The sequence below is a fragment of the Citrobacter sp. Cf136 genome (genome assembly GCF_030333815.1).
GTDB lineage: Bacteria > Pseudomonadota > Gammaproteobacteria > Enterobacterales > Enterobacteriaceae > Citrobacter > Citrobacter freundii.
In genome coordinates, this window is sequence record NZ_JAOWFE010000032.1 from 803924 (window position 1) to 821010 (window position 17087).

Annotated in this window: 16 protein-coding genes and 1 pseudogene; 9 read left to right on the top strand and 8 right to left on the bottom strand. The window is 49.4% G+C overall.

Translation table 11 applies throughout. From position 1 onward, the window contains the following. Positions 1-216 precede the first annotated feature (216 nt). Positions 217-2895 (bottom strand): bifunctional acetaldehyde-CoA/alcohol dehydrogenase, encoded by a 2679-nt coding sequence (adhE, locus tag OGV98_RS08255; RefSeq protein ID WP_003020717.1) that lies wholly within the window; start codon positions 2893-2895, stop codon positions 217-219. Positions 2896-3382: 487 nt separating this feature from the next. Between adhE and ychE the strand changes: the two genes are divergently transcribed. From ychE to OGV98_RS08290, 7 genes are all read left to right on the top strand, one after another. Continuing rightward, positions 3383-4030: an NAAT family transporter YchE gene (ychE, locus tag OGV98_RS08260; RefSeq protein WP_003020714.1), complete on the top strand. Its 648-nt coding sequence runs from the start codon at positions 3383-3385 to the stop codon at positions 4028-4030. A 771-nt stretch (positions 4031-4801) separates the two neighbouring features. Continuing rightward, positions 4802-6433 carry an oligopeptide ABC transporter substrate-binding protein OppA gene (oppA, locus tag OGV98_RS08265; protein ID WP_003020712.1) on the top strand — a complete coding sequence of 544 codons (1632 nt, stop codon included), beginning with the start codon at positions 4802-4804 and terminating at the stop codon, positions 6431-6433. A gap of 122 nt (positions 6434-6555) precedes the next feature. Beyond that, a complete protein-coding gene (gene oppB / locus OGV98_RS08270) occupies positions 6556-7476 on the top strand; it encodes an oligopeptide ABC transporter permease OppB (protein ID WP_003020708.1) in 921 nt (306 codons plus the stop codon). A 14-nt stretch (positions 7477-7490) separates the two neighbouring features. After that, positions 7491-8399 (top strand): oligopeptide ABC transporter permease OppC, encoded by a 909-nt coding sequence (gene oppC / locus OGV98_RS08275; RefSeq protein WP_016150343.1) that lies wholly within the window; start codon positions 7491-7493, stop codon positions 8397-8399. An 11-nt stretch (positions 8400-8410) separates the two neighbouring features. Further along, positions 8411-9424 (top strand): murein tripeptide/oligopeptide ABC transporter ATP-binding protein OppD, encoded by a 1014-nt coding sequence (gene oppD, locus OGV98_RS08280; protein ID WP_003833364.1) that lies wholly within the window; start codon positions 8411-8413, stop codon positions 9422-9424. Further along, positions 9421-10425: a murein tripeptide/oligopeptide ABC transporter ATP-binding protein OppF gene (oppF, locus tag OGV98_RS08285; RefSeq protein ID WP_003020696.1), complete on the top strand. Its 1005-nt coding sequence runs from the start codon at positions 9421-9423 to the stop codon at positions 10423-10425. The genes oppD and oppF overlap by 4 nt, the downstream gene beginning before the upstream one ends. 45 nt (positions 10426-10470) lie before the next feature. Then, positions 10471-11307 carry an ion transporter gene (locus OGV98_RS08290; RefSeq protein ID WP_003020693.1) on the top strand — a complete coding sequence of 279 codons (837 nt, stop codon included), beginning with the start codon at positions 10471-10473 and terminating at the stop codon, positions 11305-11307. Between the two features lie 37 nt (positions 11308-11344). Here OGV98_RS08290 and OGV98_RS08295 read toward each other — a convergent pair whose 3' ends face one another. Both OGV98_RS08295 and cls read right to left on the bottom strand, forming a co-directional pair. Continuing rightward, on the bottom strand, positions 11345-11674 hold the full coding sequence (locus OGV98_RS08295; RefSeq protein WP_003020691.1) for an HI1450 family dsDNA-mimic protein: 330 nt from the start codon (positions 11672-11674) through the stop codon (positions 11345-11347). A gap of 34 nt (positions 11675-11708) precedes the next feature. Continuing rightward, positions 11709-13169 carry a cardiolipin synthase gene (gene cls / locus OGV98_RS08300; RefSeq protein WP_003020687.1) on the bottom strand — a complete coding sequence of 487 codons (1461 nt, stop codon included), beginning with the start codon at positions 13167-13169 and terminating at the stop codon, positions 11709-11711. Between the two features lie 142 nt (positions 13170-13311). Here cls and OGV98_RS08305 point away from each other — a divergent pair, with 142 nt between their 5' ends. Continuing rightward, positions 13312-13485, top strand: coding sequence for a YciY family protein (locus OGV98_RS08305; protein WP_003020684.1), 174 nt, complete (start codon positions 13312-13314; stop codon positions 13483-13485). A gap of 50 nt (positions 13486-13535) precedes the next feature. On the opposite strand, the gene OGV98_RS08310 is transcribed toward OGV98_RS08305, so the two are convergent. Further along, positions 13536-13832 (bottom strand): YciI family protein, encoded by a 297-nt coding sequence (locus OGV98_RS08310; protein ID WP_286551222.1) that lies wholly within the window; start codon positions 13830-13832, stop codon positions 13536-13538. 215 nt (positions 13833-14047) lie between these two features. Between OGV98_RS08310 and tonB the strand changes: the two genes are divergently transcribed. Further along, the gene (tonB, locus tag OGV98_RS08315; RefSeq protein ID WP_202581276.1) at positions 14048-14776 is read left to right on the top strand and encodes a TonB system transport protein TonB; all 729 of its coding nucleotides are present in this window, start codon (positions 14048-14050) and stop codon (positions 14774-14776) included. A 64-nt stretch (positions 14777-14840) separates the two neighbouring features. Here tonB and yciA read toward each other — a convergent pair whose 3' ends face one another. The 4 genes and pseudogenes from yciA to OGV98_RS08335 all read right to left on the bottom strand — a co-directional run. Continuing rightward, the gene (gene yciA, locus OGV98_RS08320; protein WP_003020670.1) at positions 14841-15242 is read right to left on the bottom strand and encodes an acyl-CoA thioester hydrolase YciA; all 402 of its coding nucleotides are present in this window, start codon (positions 15240-15242) and stop codon (positions 14841-14843) included. Positions 15243-15407: 165 nt separating this feature from the next. Continuing rightward, on the bottom strand, positions 15408-15947 hold the full coding sequence (locus OGV98_RS08325; protein WP_003020667.1) for a septation protein A: 540 nt from the start codon (positions 15945-15947) through the stop codon (positions 15408-15410). 54 nt (positions 15948-16001) lie between these two features. Next, positions 16002-16745 carry a YciC family protein gene (locus OGV98_RS08330; RefSeq protein WP_003020663.1) on the bottom strand — a complete coding sequence of 248 codons (744 nt, stop codon included), beginning with the start codon at positions 16743-16745 and terminating at the stop codon, positions 16002-16004. A 28-nt stretch (positions 16746-16773) separates the two neighbouring features. Then, a pseudogene (locus OGV98_RS08335) lies at positions 16774-16860 on the bottom strand (YkgJ family cysteine cluster protein); the annotation flags it as partial. Positions 16861-17087: the final 227 nt, after the last annotated feature.

Consider the following 17087-nt stretch of genomic DNA (forward strand, 5'->3'; position numbering starts at 1 on the left):
TTATAAATACAGGGTAGGCCGGGACATTCGTCAATGTTCTCTACCCTGTCAACTCTCTTCTGACGGCTATTCTCACATCTTCCTGAATACATCTCTTACCGTGCCATTCTATTCACATGGTTAAATTGGGGATCACTCAATTTTCATAACACAAGACGAAAAAAAACGGTCCCAACTGGGACCGTTTATGGTGAAACTAAAACTTATCTGAGAAAATTAAGCGGATTTCTTCGCTTTCTTTTCTGCTTTCGGTGCAGCTACTGCTTCAGTCTTAGCGGTAGTCTGGCCTTCGCTGTACTCACGACCGTAGTATGTATCCAGCAGGATCTGTTTCAGTTCAGCAATCAGCGGGTAACGTGGGTTTGCACCAGTACACTGGTCATCAAACGCATCTTCAGACAGTTTGTCCACGTGTGCCAGGAAGTCAGCTTCCTGAACGCCAGCTTCACGGATAGACTTAGGAATACCCAGCTCAGCTTTGATTTCTTCCAGCCAGCCCAGCAGTTTCTGGATTTTCGCGGCAGTACGGTCGCCCGGTGCGCTCAGACCCAGATGGTCTGCGATTTCAGCGTAGCGACGGCGTGCCTGCGGACGGTCGTACTGGCTGAATGCAGTCTGTTTAGTCGGGTTGTCGTTCGCGTTATAACGAATAACGTTGCTGATCAGCAGGGCGTTCGCCAGACCGTGAGGAATGTGGAACTGAGAACCCAGTTTGTGCGCCATTGAGTGACATACACCCAGGAAGGCGTTAGCAAACGCGATACCGGCGATGGTTGCTGCACTGTGTACACGCTCACGTGCTACCGGGTTCTTAGAACCTTCATGGTAGGACGCCGGCAGGTTTTCTTTCAGCAGTTTCAGCGCTTGCAGAGCCTGACCGTCGGAGAACTCAGAAGCCAGTACGGAAACGTAAGCTTCCAGAGCGTGAGTGACGGCATCGAGACCACCGAACGCACACAGGGACTTCGGCATATCCATCACCAGGTTGGCGTCAACAATCGCCATATCCGGAGTCAGCGCATAGTCTGCCAGCGGGTATTTCTGCCCAGTTGCATCGTCAGTAACAACCGCAAACGGAGTCACTTCAGAGCCGGTACCGGAAGTGGTGGTGACGGCGACCATCTTCGCTTTCACACCCATTTTCGGGAACTTGTAGATACGTTTACGGATGTCCATAAAGCGCAGCGCCAGTTCTTCGAAGTGAGTTTCCGGGTGCTCGTACATAACCCACATGATTTTCGCGGCGTCCATCGGGGAACCGCCGCCCAGCGCGATGATTACGTCTGGTTTGAAGGAGTTAGCCAGCTCAGCACCTTTGCGAACAACGGTCAGAGTCGGGTCAGCTTCAACTTCAAAGAACACTTCGGTTTCAACGCCAGCAGCTTTCAGAACGGAGGTGATCTGGTCTGCATAACCGTTGTTGAACAGGAAGCGGTCGGTCACGATCAGCGCACGTTTGTGACCATCGGTAATCACTTCATCCAGTGCGATTGGCAGAGAGCCACGACGGAAGTAGATAGATTTCGGAAGTTTGTGCCACAACATGTTTTCAGCTCGCTTAGCAACGGTTTTCTTGTTGATCAGGTGTTTAGGACCAACGTTTTCAGAGATGGAGTTACCACCCCAGGAACCACAACCCAGAGTCAGGGAAGGTGCGAGTTTGAAGTTGTACAAGTCACCGATACCACCCTGAGAAGCTGGGGTGTTGATCAGGATACGTGCGGTTTTCATCATCTGGCCGAAGTAAGCAACACGTTCTGGCTGGTTGTCCTGGTCAGTGTACAGGCAAGAGGTATGACCGATACCGCCCATCGCAACCAGTTTTTCAGCTTTAATGACTGCGTCTTCGAAGTCCTTCGCACGGTACATTGCCAGTGTCGGAGACAGTTTTTCATGAGCAAACGGTTCGCTTTCATCGACAACCGTCACTTCACCGATCAGAATCTTAGTGGTTTCTGGTACGGAGAAGCCTGCCAGTTCAGCAATCTTGTATGCTGGCTGACCAACGATAGCTGCGTTCAGCGCGCCATTTTTCAGGATAACGTCCTGGACTGCTTTCAACTCTTTGCCCTGCAGCATGTAGCCGCCGTGAGTCGCAAAACGCTCACGTACTGCATCATATACAGAGTCAACCACGACGACAGACTGCTCAGAAGCACAGATTACGCCGTTATCGAAGGTTTTAGACATCAGAACAGATGCAACAGCACGTTTGATATCAGCGGTTTCGTCGATAACAACAGGGGTGTTACCTGCGCCTACGCCGATAGCCGGTTTACCGGAGCTGTATGCCGCTTTAACCATGCCTGGACCACCGGTCGCAAGGATCAGGTTGATGTCCGGGTGGTGCATCAGCGCATTAGACAGTTCAACGGAAGGTTGATCGATCCAGCCGATCAGATCTTTCGGTGCGCCAGCAGCGATTGCTGCTTGCAGAACGATATCAGCTGCTTTGTTAGTTGCATCTTTTGCACGCGGATGCGGAGAGAAGATGATGGCGTTACGGGTCTTCAGGCTGATCAGTGATTTGAAGATCGCAGTAGAAGTTGGGTTAGTGGTTGGAACGATACCACAGATGATACCAATTGGTTCCGCAATGGTAATGGTACCGAAAGTGTCGTCTTCAGACAGCACACCACAGGTTTTTTCATCTTTGTAAGCGTTGTAAATGTATTCAGAAGCAAAGTGGTTTTTGATCACTTTATCTTCGACAATACCCATGCCGGATTCGGCAACGGCCATTTTCGCGAGAGGGATTCGAGCGTCTGCGGCAGCCAGAGCGGCGGCACGGAAGATTTTGTCAACCTGTTCTTGAGTGAAACTGGCATATTCACGCTGGGCTTTTTTTACGCGCTCTACAAGTGCGTTAAGTTCAGCGACATTAGTAACAGCCATGATGCTCTCCTGATAATGTTAAACTTTTTTAGTAAATCATCTGCTCGATACGAGAGTATAGACAGACCGACGAAAATTTGTGTAACGGTTTGAAAATCAAACGGTTAATTAACGTCCACTTTACTTTGATTTACTAAAAGAGCTTATACGCTAGTGCCAGTTAACTCTAACGCGTTACCTCCAGGTGGCGTAAGCAAGATTACTCACTTCTGAGTAGTAATTGCGTGATCTGGATCAAAAATTCGCAAAGCTGACACCTTTCAGCAGGCCCTTTTAGCGTTTCTCGTCAAGTGTTAATAAATTGACGTAATGAATGCTAATAACGTTAGCATAATTAATACATATTAATAACACTGAGTATTGGTAGCGTATTTACGTAGATATACGAAGATAGAAGGTGAAGTATGCTGACAAAAGGCGTATCTTCAGCGCGGATTTTATCAATTTTTATGACTCATTTTATCCGGCTAACGCTTCGGAGCTAACCGTGATCCAAACGCTATTTGATTTTCCTGTCTATTTTAAATTTTTCATTGGGTTATTTGCGTTGGTCAACCCGGTAGGGATCATCCCTGTCTTTATCAGTATGACCAGTTATCAAACTGCTGCAGCGCGAAACAAAACCAACCTTACGGCAAACCTGTCAGTCGCTATCATTCTGTGGACTTCGCTGTTTCTTGGTGATGGTATTCTGCAACTTTTCGGTATCTCAATAGATTCGTTCAGGATTGCCGGCGGCATTCTGGTTGTGACTATCGCGATGTCAATGATTAGCGGAAAACTAGGGGAAGATAAACAAAACAAACAGGAAAAATCAGAAACCGCAATCCGTGAGAGTATCGGCGTTGTACCGTTGGCATTGCCGTTGATGGCGGGACCGGGGGCGATAAGCTCAACTATTGTTTGGGGTACGCGATATCACAGTGCGATTAACCTGTTTGGCTTTTTTGTCGCGATTGCGCTGTTTGCCCTGTGCTGCTGGGGGCTGTTTCGCATGGCGCCATGGCTGGTACGACTGTTGGGACAAACTGGCATCAACGTCATTACCCGTATTATGGGGCTACTGTTAATGGCCTTGGGTATCGAATTCATTGTTACAGGTATCAAATCCATTTTCCCAGGTTTGCTGGCCTGATATCTCTCTTCTGTACAAACGGAGTCGGTCCCGGCTCCGTTTCCTTTCATTATCAGTAAAACTTCTCACTAAAGTTGAAAATCAGCATAGTGATAATAAAAAATGCTGATGGTTATTCATTTGTTTATTCATTGATTTTATGAATGTAACACTCATCCATCTGCCAGAGAGAGCCTGATATCGCTGTTATTTAATTAACATCATACTCTGGGGCTTGCTGAAGGATTATCGAAATGTTATTAGTTATTTCAGCGTTTTTTTCAGTTGAATGTGCTAATTAATAACCAATTGTTAAATTTATGTGCATTTTGACGTGGTGTTGACACCTGACAGGGTAGTTAACATCTGGCTTGATGTAATTTATTGTTTTTTATGGGTTTGTTATAGAAAATCTTCATTCGTAAGACTTTCTTTGTGGGATTTGTTTCCAATAAAAGAGAATTGGTTAACAAATTTGTAAAATGTATTGGCGGTTAAGAAACGCATTTGGTACTTTCCGGCCAGGTATTATGCAGAAGAATTCACGTTGATGAGAATCATTTGCAGTTAGTTTCTCTCAACAGGGTAATAGCGTGTTTCCGGCAGGGGAGGCACGTAGATAATCGACGTAAGGCAGTCATACGAACCGCCAGAATAAATAAAGTCGGTGATAGCAAGCAGTAAAACAAAAAACGACCTGACGGCAGAAAATCTCCGGTGCCGTACAGTGATCCTGACAGGATTAACAGTCTGGTTAAAAAACCAGCCATAATAATGAGGGAGTACAACACAATGACTAACATCACTAAAAAAAGTTTAGTAGCTGCGGGGATCTTAACTGCGCTAGTCGCTGGAAATGTTGCCACGGCGGCAGTAGTGCCAGCGGGTGTGCAGCTTGCTGAAAAGCAGACTCTGGTGCGTAATAACGGTTCGGAAGTGCAGTCACTCGATCCCCACAAAATCGAAGGTGTACCTGAATCCAACATTAACCGTGACCTGTTTGAAGGTTTATTAATCAGTGATGTCGATGGCAAACCATCGCCTGGCGTGGCTGAAAAATGGGAAAATAAAGATTTTAAAGTCTGGACATTCCATCTGCGTAAAGATGCTAAGTGGTCTGACGGCACGCCTGTTACCGCGCAAGATTTCGTGTATAGCTGGCAACGTTTGGCTAATCCAAATACTGCATCACCGTACGCCAGTTATTTGCAGTACGGTCATATCGTCAATATTGATGATATTATCGCCGGTAAAAAACCGATCACCGATCTCGGTGTAAAAGCTCTCGACGATCATACTTTTGAAGTCACCCTCAGCGAACCTGTTCCTTATTTCTACAAACTGCTTGTGCACTCTTCCGTTTCACCGGTTCCTAGAGCTGCTGTTGAAAAATTCGGCGAGAAGTGGACCCAGCCCGCTAACATCGTTACTAACGGTGCGTATAAACTGAAAGACTGGGTTGTGAACGAGCGCATTGTGCTTGAGCGTAATACCAACTATTGGGACAACGCCAAAACGGTTATTAACCAGGTAACCTACCTGCCTATTTCTTCTGAAGTGACTGACGTTAACCGCTATCGCAGCGGTGAAATCGACATGACCTATAACAACATGCCGATTGAGTTATTCCAGAAACTGAAAAAAGAGATCCCGAACGAAGTCCACGTTGACCCGTATCTGTGCACCTATTATTACGAAATCAACAACCAGAAAGCACCGTTCAACGATGTTCGTGTTCGTACCGCCCTGAAGCTGGCGTTGGATCGTGACATTATCGTCAATAAAGTGAAAAACCAGGGTGACCTGCCGGCGTATAGCTTTACTCCTCCATACACCGATGGCGCGAAACTGGTTGAGCCAGAGTGGTTCAAGTGGTCTCAGGAAAAGCGTAATGAAGAAGCGAAGAAACTGCTGGCTGAGGCCGGATATACCGCTGAGAAACCGCTGACCTTTGACCTGCTGTATAACACTTCAGATCTGCATAAGAAGCTGGCTATTGCCGCGGCATCTATCTGGAAGAAAAATCTGGGTGCTAATGTGAAGCTGGAAAACCAGGAATGGAAAACGTTCCTCGATACGCGCCATCAGGGCAACTATGATGTTTCACGTGCGGGCTGGTGTGCGGACTATAACGAACCGACGTCCTTCCTGAATATGGTGCTGTCCGACAGCTCCAATAATACCGTCCACTATAAGAGCCCGGCATTTGATAAGCTGATTGCGGATACGCTGAAAGTGACTGATGAAGCGCAGCGCAGCGAACTGTATTCGAAAGCGGAACAGCAGCTGGATAAAGATTCTGCGATTGTACCGGTTTATTACTATGTCAATGCCCGCCTGGTGAAACCATGGGTTGGCGGATACTCCGGTAAAGACCCGATGGATAATATCCACGTTAAAGACTTGTATATTATCAAGCATTAATGGCAAGACGTGGGGCAATCATTTTTGCCCCACAGTGTCTTTTTTCTTCGAACTATTAATACCGCTTTACCTGAACGTCGGGGTTAAAGAGGTATAAAGGCACACGCCAGAAGGTACGGGCAATGTTAAAATTCATATTACGTCGCTGTCTGGAAGCGATTCCGACGCTGTTTATTCTTATTACGATTTCATTCTTTATGATGCGCCTTGCGCCCGGAAGCCCATTCACCGGGGAACGCGCGTTACCGCCAGAGGTGCTGGCGAATATTGAAGCGAAATATCATCTTAACGATCCTATCTCGACGCAGTATTTCAGCTATCTGAAACAGCTGGCGCATGGCGATTTTGGACCATCCTTTAAATATAAAGACTACACGGTTAACGACCTCGTTGCTTCGAGTTTTCCGGTTTCTGCGAAGCTGGGTGCGGCAGCCTTTATTCTGGCGGTACTCGTCGGCGTTAGCGCCGGGGTGATAGCCGCGCTGAAGCAAAATACACGTTGGGATTACACGGTGATGGGGGTGGCAATGACTGGGGTAGTTATCCCCAGTTTCGTGGTCGCTCCCTTATTGGTCATGATATTTGCCATAACTTTGAAATGGCTGCCCGGCGGGGGCTGGAACGGTGGGGCGTTGAAATTTATGATCCTGCCAATGGTGGCCTTGTCACTGGCCTACATCGCCAGTATCGCTCGTATTACTCGCGGTTCGATGATTGAAGTGCTGCACTCTAACTTTATTCGTACCGCGCGCGCCAAAGGGCTGCCGATGCGGCGGATTATTTTCCGCCATGCGTTAAAACCTGCGCTGTTGCCAGTGCTGTCCTATATGGGACCGGCATTTGTCGGCATTATCACTGGTTCGATGGTTATTGAAACCATCTATGGTTTACCTGGCATTGGTCAGTTGTTCGTCAATGGCGCGTTAAACCGCGACTATTCGCTGGTTCTGAGTCTGACCATACTGGTGGGTACGCTGACCATCGTGTTTAACGCGATTGTCGATGTGCTTTATGCCGTTATCGACCCGAAAATTCGTTACTGATACTGGAGCTCGCTATGATGTTAAGTAAGAAAAACAGCGAAGCGCTGGAGAATTTCAGTGAAAAGCTGGAGGTCGAAGGCCGCAGCCTGTGGCAGGACGCGCGTCGACGCTTTATGCATAACCGAGCTGCGGTAGCAAGCCTGGTGGTGCTGGTAATTATTGCGCTGTTCGTGACGCTCGCGCCGATGCTGTCGCAGTTTACCTACTTCGATACTGACTGGGGCATGATGTCCAGCGCGCCGGATACGGAATCAGGCCACTATTTCGGTACTGACTCGTCGGGACGCGACCTGTTGGTGCGCGTGGCGATTGGCGGGCGCATCTCACTAATGGTCGGCATTGCGGCGGCGTTGGTCGCGGTGGTTGTAGGTACGCTGTACGGTTCTCTGTCGGGCTACCTCGGCGGAAAAATCGACTCGGTGATGATGCGTCTGCTGGAAATTCTCAACTCCTTCCCGTTCATGTTCTTCGTGATCCTGCTGGTCACCTTCTTTGGGCAAAATATCCTGCTGATTTTTGTCGCTATCGGGATGGTCTCCTGGCTGGATATGGCGCGTATCGTGCGTGGACAAACGCTGAGCCTCAAGCGCAAAGAGTTTATTGAAGCGGCGCAAGTGGGTGGGGTGTCTACCGCGCGTATCGTTATCCGCCATATTGTGCCGAACGTGCTGGGTGTGGTGGTGGTATACGCTTCATTGCTGGTGCCGAGCATGATCCTGTTTGAATCCTTCCTGAGCTTTTTGGGATTAGGTACGCAGGAGCCGTTAAGTAGCTGGGGCGCTCTGCTCAGTGATGGCGCCAACTCAATGGAAGTCTCACCATGGCTGCTGCTGTTTCCGGCAGGTTTCCTGGTGGTCACTTTGTTCTGTTTTAACTTTATTGGCGATGGCTTGCGTGATGCCCTCGACCCGAAAGACCGTTAAGGAGTGCAGCCATGAGCGTAATTGAAACCTCAACCGCGCCGCTCGCGCAACAACAGGCTAACGCACTGCTGAACGTAAAAGATTTGCGTGTGACGTTCGCTACCCCCGACGGCGATGTAACTGCGGTCAACGATTTAAACTTTTCTCTGCGAGCTGGAGAAACGCTGGGTATTGTCGGAGAATCCGGCTCAGGTAAATCGCAAACGGCCTTTGCCCTGATGGGCCTGCTGGCGGCTAATGGTCGTATCGGGGGCTCCGCTACGTTCAACGGACGTGAAATTCTGAACTTACCGGAACGTGAACTAAACAAACTGCGCGCCGAGCAGATCTCGATGATTTTCCAGGACCCGATGACGTCTCTCAATCCGTACATGCGGGTCGGGGAGCAGTTGATGGAAGTTCTGATGCTGCATAAAGGCATGAGCAAAGCGGAAGCTTTTGAAGAGTCAGTCAGAATGCTGGATGCGGTGAAAATGCCGGAAGCGCGTAAGCGCATGAAAATGTATCCGCATGAATTCTCCGGTGGTATGCGTCAGCGCGTAATGATCGCTATGGCGTTGCTGTGCAGGCCCAAATTACTGATAGCCGATGAACCGACCACTGCGCTCGATGTGACGGTACAGGCGCAAATCATGACGCTGCTGAATGAACTGAAAAGCGAATTCAACACCGCGATTATCATGATCACCCACGATCTGGGGGTTGTTGCCGGTATTTGCGATAAAGTTCTGGTGATGTACGCCGGTCGTACTATGGAATACGGCAGTGCGCGGGATGTCTTTTATAAGCCCGTTCATCCGTATTCGATTGGTTTGCTGAATGCCGTACCTCGTCTGGATGCTGAAGGGGAAGAGATGCTCACGATCCCGGGCAACCCACCGAACCTGCTGCGTCTGCCAAAAGGCTGTCCATTCCAGCCGCGTTGCCCGCATGCGATGGAAATCTGTAGCAGTGCTCCGCCACTGGAGGAATTTAGTCCAGGCCGTTTGCGCGCCTGCTTTAAGCCGGTGGAGGAACTGGTATGAATGCGGTAACCGAACAACGTAAAGTGCTCCTTGAGATTGCTGACCTTAAAGTCCATTTCGATATTAAAGATGGCAAACAGTGGTTCTGGCAACCATCTAAAACCCTTAAGGCAGTTGATGGCGTAACCCTGCGACTGTATGAGGGCGAAACCCTGGGCGTGGTCGGTGAATCAGGCTGCGGGAAATCGACCTTTGCCCGTGCGATTATCGGCCTGGTGAAGGCCACCGATGGAAAGGTTGCCTGGCTGGGTAAAGATTTACTGGGTATGAAACCCGATGAGTGGCGGGAAGTACGCAGCGATATCCAGATGATTTTCCAGGATCCGCTGGCATCGTTAAACCCGCGCATGACCATTGGTGAAATCATTGCCGAACCGCTGCGTACTTATCATCCGAATCTTCCTGGTCAGGAAGTCCGCGATCGTGTGAAAGCGATGATGATGAAGGTAGGATTACTGCCCAACCTGATTAACCGCTACCCACATGAGTTTTCAGGTGGCCAGTGTCAGCGTATTGGTATTGCCCGCGCGCTGATCCTCGAACCGAAGTTGATTATCTGCGATGAACCTGTTTCGGCGCTGGACGTGTCAATCCAGGCCCAGGTGGTTAACCTGCTGCAACAACTTCAGCGAGAAATGGGATTATCGTTAATCTTCATTGCCCACGACCTCGCGGTGGTTAAACATATCTCCGACCGTGTGCTGGTTATGTATCTTGGACATGCGGTGGAATTAGGGACCTATGACGAGGTGTACCATAACCCGCTGCATCCTTATACCAAAGCGCTGATGTCTGCGGTGCCGATCCCCGATCCGGATCAGGAAAGGAACAAGGTTATCCAGTTGCTGGAAGGCGAGTTACCGTCCCCGATTAACCCTCCTTCCGGTTGCGTGTTCCGTACGCGCTGCCCGATTGCAGGGCCGGAATGCGCAAAAACGCGCCCGGTTCTCGAAGGAAGTTTCCGACACGCAGTTTCCTGCCTGAAAGTAGACCCGCTATAATTCCGAGGGCTGACAAAAGTCAGCCCTTTTTTTGGTGAGGTATCTGTGCCAGGTTTAGTCTCTTCTGTCCGCCGCGCGCTCTTTCGCAAATTATTCGATTTAAACACCCGTTCAGGGCGTCGCTTTGAAGGTATGTGCGCGCTATTCGCCTTGCTCAGCGTTATTGTTATCTTCATTGAGTCCGGAGTAGGGACGCAATACCATTTAACCTTTGAGGAATGGCGCGTTTTTGTCTGGCTGGAGATCTTTATTACTCTGGTCTTTACTCTCGAATATCTTCTGCGCTTATGCTGTTGGGCCAATCCCGCCAAATATGTGTTTAGTTTCTGGGGGATAGTTGACCTTGCCACCATTCTGCCGCTGTATGTGATGTGGCTATGGCCGGAAATCAGTCTGAGTTATGTTTTCGCCTGGCGGGCGATGCGTGTCCTGCGCGTCCTGCGTATTCTCAAGCTGTTGCGCTTTATGCCTTCTCTACGGGTGTTCTGGAATGCGTTAAAAAGTGCCCGACATCAGCTGATGTTGTTCTATTCATTTATCGCCATTCTGATGGTGGTTTTTGGTGCGATGATGTATCTGATTGAAGGGCCAAAATATGGATTTACTACGCTGAATGCGTCAGTGTATTGGGCGATTGTTACTGTAACCACCGTCGGCTATGGCGATATCACACCGCACACCCCGTTGGGGCGCATGGTGGCGTCCGTGCTTATCCTGATTGGTTACTCGGTGATTGCGATACCGACGGGATTGATTACCACGCACATGAGCAGTGCGTTCCAGCATCGCGGGCACCAACGAAAATGTCCCCAGTGTCAGCAGGCGCAGCACGAACATAGCGCGCAGTTTTGTAACCGTTGCGGAAGCAAACTACCGGGCTAAAAATGAAAAAAGCTGCGAGAGCAGCTTTTTTGTTTGATTATTCGCGCCAGAGAATATGGCAGAGCTTATGATCTTTTTCGCGACATAATAAAACGCGCGCAAAAATATCGTTAATCTCGCCGTCTTCTGTATCTGCCAGACCAATCACCACTTCGGCAAAGAAATCAGGGTTCAGGTCAAAATCAACATGCTCCTGCCAGTCTTCTGCCGGATCGAATAACTCGGCACCGCCGCGTTCTTCAAACTGCAAATTGAACAGAATGATATCTGCCGGATCGAGGTTATCCGCAGCCAGTTCGAGAAAAATGTCGTAAGCCTGCTCAAGCGTTTCGTCTTCGGTCAGGCGATTGTTCAAATCCATATCCATAATGACTACCTGTTTACTGTCTGATGGGCACGTTTTACAGCAACGGACTAAAGAAGTAAAACAGTCGCTCTGCTATCCGCTGCCAGAGTGGTCGTTTTACCCACAAACGGGCATCAAGCAGGCGGGAACGCGAAATATAATCATCCTGCACGGCGGCGAGATCGCCGCCGAATCCAGCATCGTCAATGACCAGCGTGATTTCAAAATTGAGCCACAGACTGCGCATATCCAGGTTAACGGTACCGACCAGGCTCAGCTCGCCATCGACCAGTACGCTCTTGGTATGCAGCAGGCCGCCTTCGAACTGATAAATTTTAACGCCAGCTGCCAGCAACTCAGTGAAAAAGGCCCGGCTTGCCCAGCCAACCAGCAGGGAATCATTCTTACGCGGAAGAATGATACTGACGTCGACCCCACGCTGTGCTGCCGTACAAATTGCATGCAGCAAATCGTCGCTGGGAACAAAGTAAGGCGTGGTCATAATTAAATATTCGCGCGCTGAATAAGCTGCGGTTAACAGCGCCTGATGAATCAAGTCTTCTGGGAAACCAGGACCCGAGGCAATTGTGTGAATGGTGTGCCCGCTGGCCTGCTCAAACGGCATGATATTGACGTCCGGTGGCGGGGGCAAAATGCGCTTTCCGGTCTCAATTTCCCAGTCGCAAGAATAGACGATGCCCATAGCGGTGGCTACCGGGCCTTCCATTCTTGCCATTAAATCAACCCATTGCCCAACGCCTGCATCTTGTTTGAAGAAGCGCGGATCGACCATGTTCATGCTGCCGGTATACGCAATGTAGTTGTCGATCATGATCATTTTGCGGTGCTGACGCAGGTCCATACGGCGTAAAAATACACGCATCAGGTTCACCTTCAGCGCCTCTACAACCTCGATGCCTGCGTTACGCATCATCGCCGCCCAAGGGCTGCGGAAGAATGCCACGCTGCCGGCGGAGTCCAGCATCAGGCGACAGTGAATGCCACGCCTCGCGGCAGCCATTAACGACTCGGCTACCTGATCGGCCATACCACCCGGCTGCCAGATGTAGAACACCATCTCTATGTTGTGGCGCGCCAGCTGAATATCACGGATTAATGCCTGCATCACGTCATCTGAACTGGTGAGCAGCTGCAGCTGATTTCCCTTAACGCCGGCGATTCCTTGACGACGCTCGCACAGTTTAAATAAGGAGGAGGCGACGCTGCTGTTTTCCTGCGCAAAAATATGCTTACAGGCTTTAAGATCGTTCAGCCACTTGGCCGTTGACGGCCACATTGCCCGGGCGCGTTCGGCGCGGCGTTTACCCAGGTGGAGCTCACCGAAGGACAGATAAGCAATGATCCCTACCAATGGCAGAATATAGATGATCAAAAGCCAGGCCATTGCGGAGGGCACTGCGCGTCGTTTCATTAGAATGCGTAATGTTACGCCAGCAATGAGTACCCAGTAACCCAGAATGACCAGCCAACTCACCACGGTGTAGAAGGTTGTCATAAATTTAAAAATCCTTTTGAAAGCGTATTGTTAAGAGTTTACGCATCAGGATTAATCTGGCAAATAAAAACACGGGAAAACCGCTGGTCTGCATTCGGTGTGGCGTTATAATGGCCACTCAGTGACTGAAAGAGTAGTAAACATGAAGCGTAGTAGAACGGAAGTGGGACGCTGGCGGATGCTGCGTCAGGCTAGCCGCCGTAAAGCACGTTGGCTTGAAGGACAATCGCGTCGTAATATGCGTATCCACACTATCAGAAAGTGCATTCTCAACCATCAACGCAACTCGTTGCTGTTTGCGATCCACAGCATCTGATCCCAAAAGGGCACCGCTGGCGGTGCCCAATGTCTGTTTTTGTTCTGTTTTTAAAATACTTTTTTGTAAGGTTTTACTGAAATCTGAGCATAAACGCCCGCTGCAACATACGGATCGGCTTCCGCCCACGCCTGTGCCGCCTCCAAAGATTCAAATTCGGCAATCACCGTTGAGCCGGTAAAACCCGCTGCACCGGGATCGTTACTATCGACCGCTGGCATGGGGCCCGCCGTGAGCAAACGACCTTCGTCATGAAGGAGTTGCAGGCGAGCCAGATGAGCAGGGCGCACGGAAAGACGTTTTTCGAGAGAGTCTGCGATATCTTGGGCGTAAATAACATACAGCACGGGTAGAACTCCTTGAACGGTAAAAGTCGTTAATAACGTTATTGGAAAGGCCTAACAACTGCAACGGAAAGATAACTGATATGTTAAGGCCATACTCTGAAAGTGGTTTTTTATCATAAAATCGCGTTCTAAATGTCAGTTACCGCCATGGGCTTATTGAATATGATTGCTATTTGCATTTAAAATCAGGGCCTGGTTTTTTTACTGAAACGATTATGACTTCAATGACCCTTGATTTACCTCGTCGCTTTCCCTGGCCAACGTTACTGTCTGTCGGCATTCATGGTGCCGTAGTGGCTGGTTTGCTGTATACCTCGGTACATCAGGTTATTGAACTGCCTGCGCCAGCGCAGCCGATCTCTGTCACGATGGTCGCGCCTGCCGATCTCGAACCACCTCAGGCCGTTCAGCCGCCGCCGGAACCCGTTGTCGAGCCTGAACCGGAACCAGAGCCGATTCCAGAGCCACCAAAAGAGGCGCCGGTGGTGATTGAAAAACCGAAGCCCAAGCCTAAACCGAAGCCAAAACCGGTGAAAAAGGTGGAAGAGCAGCCGAAACGCGATGTTAAACCAGCAGAACCGCGGCCGGCCTCCCCGCTGGAAAATGCGGCACCTACGCGCACAATGACCAATACCGCGCCGGCAACTACCAGCAAACCGGTGGTCAGTGCGCCATCGGGCCCACGCGCTTTAAGCCGTAATCAGCCTCAGTATCCGGCGCGAGCGCAGGCGCTGCGCATTGAAGGGCGGGTAAAGGTCAAATTTAATGTAATGCCGGATGGTCGGGTTGAAAATGTGGAGATCCTGTCTGCACAGCCTGCCAATATGTTTGAGCGTGAAGTGAAAAACGCGATGCGTAGATGGCGTTATGAAGCAGGTAAACCCGGTTCCGGACTCGTGGTGAATATTGTTTTCAAATTAAACGGCACAACGCAGATCGAGTAAGCATCAGGCCGTCCGGCAATGATCAAGAGTGATGATTGCCGGATAGCATTACTGGCGTGTGCTATCAGGCCAACGTGGGGATTGGACGCGGTTTCCCGTCTTTATCAACGGCAACGTAGATAAACAGAGCTTCGGTGGCCTTATAACGCTGGCCAATAGGTTCTGAAGCGACTTTCTTCACCCAAACTTCAATATTGATGCTGATTGAGGTTGTCCCGCGTTTCACACAGCGAGCATAGCAACACACTACATCACCTACGGCGACCGGGCGCAAAAAGCTCATTCCTTCAACCCGCACAGTTACCACACGACCATGTGCGATCTCTTTGGCTTGAATCGCGCCACCTATATCCATTTGTGACATCAGCCAGCCGCCAAAAATATCACCGTTCGCGTTGGTATCGGCAGGCATGGCCAGAGTGCGTAAAACCAGTTCACCCTGGGGAGTGTTATTCGTTGTTGTCATTGTAGAACCGACTATAGAGAAAGATTACAGGCGCGATGCTACTAGAATTTGTGCGTCGAGAACAGAGGGGATGCGGCATGCAGAGCAGATGTAAGTCAGGTTGTCAGCTCTATGGAACGCGAGGGGATAAAAATTCGCCAGATCCGCAGATCTGGCGAGCATGTATTACGATTTATCTTCTTGTGGCAGATGACGGTAAATATAGACCCCACTCAGCAGCGTAAAGAATAAAGTCAGGGCGGTCAGGCCGAACACTTTGAAGTTGACCCAAATGTTCTGCGGTAGCCAAAATGCAATATAGATATTCGCCAGACCACACAGGATGAAAAAGACTGCCCAGGCTAAATTTAGTTTCGACCACACTGGCTGCGGCAGGGTCAGTTCTTTACCTAACATGCGCTGGATCAGCGGTTTTTTCATCACCCACTGGCTTACCAGCAATGCTCCAGCAAACAGCCCGTAAATCACCGTTACTTTCCACTTAATGAATTCATCGTTGTGGAAAAAAATAGTCAGGCCACCAAATACGGCCACCAGGACAAAGGTGATTAACGCCATCTTCTCGACCTTGCGATAGCGAACCCAGCTGTAAATCAACACTACAGCCGTTGCGACAATCAGCGCCGAGGTCGCCGCATAGATGTCGTAAAGCTTATAAAAAGCAAAAAAGACAACCAGCGGTAAAAAATCAAGAAACTGCTTCATTCTTCGATTCCGTCATCAAAAGCACCGGGTACAAGCCCGGAATGCGTTCAGGGTTTATTGGCGAATCAGCATGTACAGGCGGAACAAATAGATCAGCAACACCGCGGAGATCATATTGCTCAGCGTATTCGCCAATACCGCGCCTACATTCGGCGTAAGTACTGCAAAACTTGGCGCAAAAAGCAACAGCAGCGTTTTTGCCAGCAACCAACCGATTACTGCCGGCGCAACCAGTCGCATATTCGACCACGCCAGACGCATACTGTTGCGCATCGCGGCAAAGACACCCATTTTGTCCTGTACCAACATCACAGGTGCGAGTGCCAGCAGGATGGCCAGCAGAATACCGGGAACAACAACCAGCATAATACCGATTTGCACCAGCAGAGTAGTCAAAAAAATCAGAATAAACAGCTTTGGCAACACTGGCGCACTGGCGCCGATGGCACGTAATGCGCTGACCCGATGACCTGCTGAAATCAGCTGAATCATCAGGATGACCCCACCGGCAAGGATGGCATTACCAATCAGACCAGAAAACGTAGACGCCGCGGAAGCGCGTAGCAAAATTTGCTGTTGCTCCGGGGTCATGTTTTGCACCAGATCGAACAACCCCACGCTGCTGGTTAACTGATCGCCTTCACTGAGTTGCGCAATTTGTGCGTCAGTGGGGGAAAAGGCATGCCCTAACACCACTGTGATAAACGCGCACAACAACGATACCAGCAAGATGGTAATGAATTGATTACGGAAAAAGTTTCCCGTGTCACGGTAAACGGATTTCGCCGTGATAGACATGCACTCTCCTTGAGTTTTGCAGGTGTTCATTTGCGGGCAATTGTACCCTGGATAACTCTACAGTGGCAGCATCGCGCGATGTATGGAAAAGCATATCTTTGTAAAGCTGCGGTAATTTTTGGCTATGACTTCAGCGTCGTGCATGAACGCTGTTTGTTATCTGCGCATCGCGTGCGGATAACCATCACCCATCAGCAATGAGCTGGAGGTACTTGCACATTGAAAATATATCAAAATTGATCTGAATTAATTTAACCAGGATTTTGAATGCAAGTTCTAACTTAATCTGGATCAATAAATGTTAAATTATCAAAGTCAATGTGATCCATGTTAGATCATTTA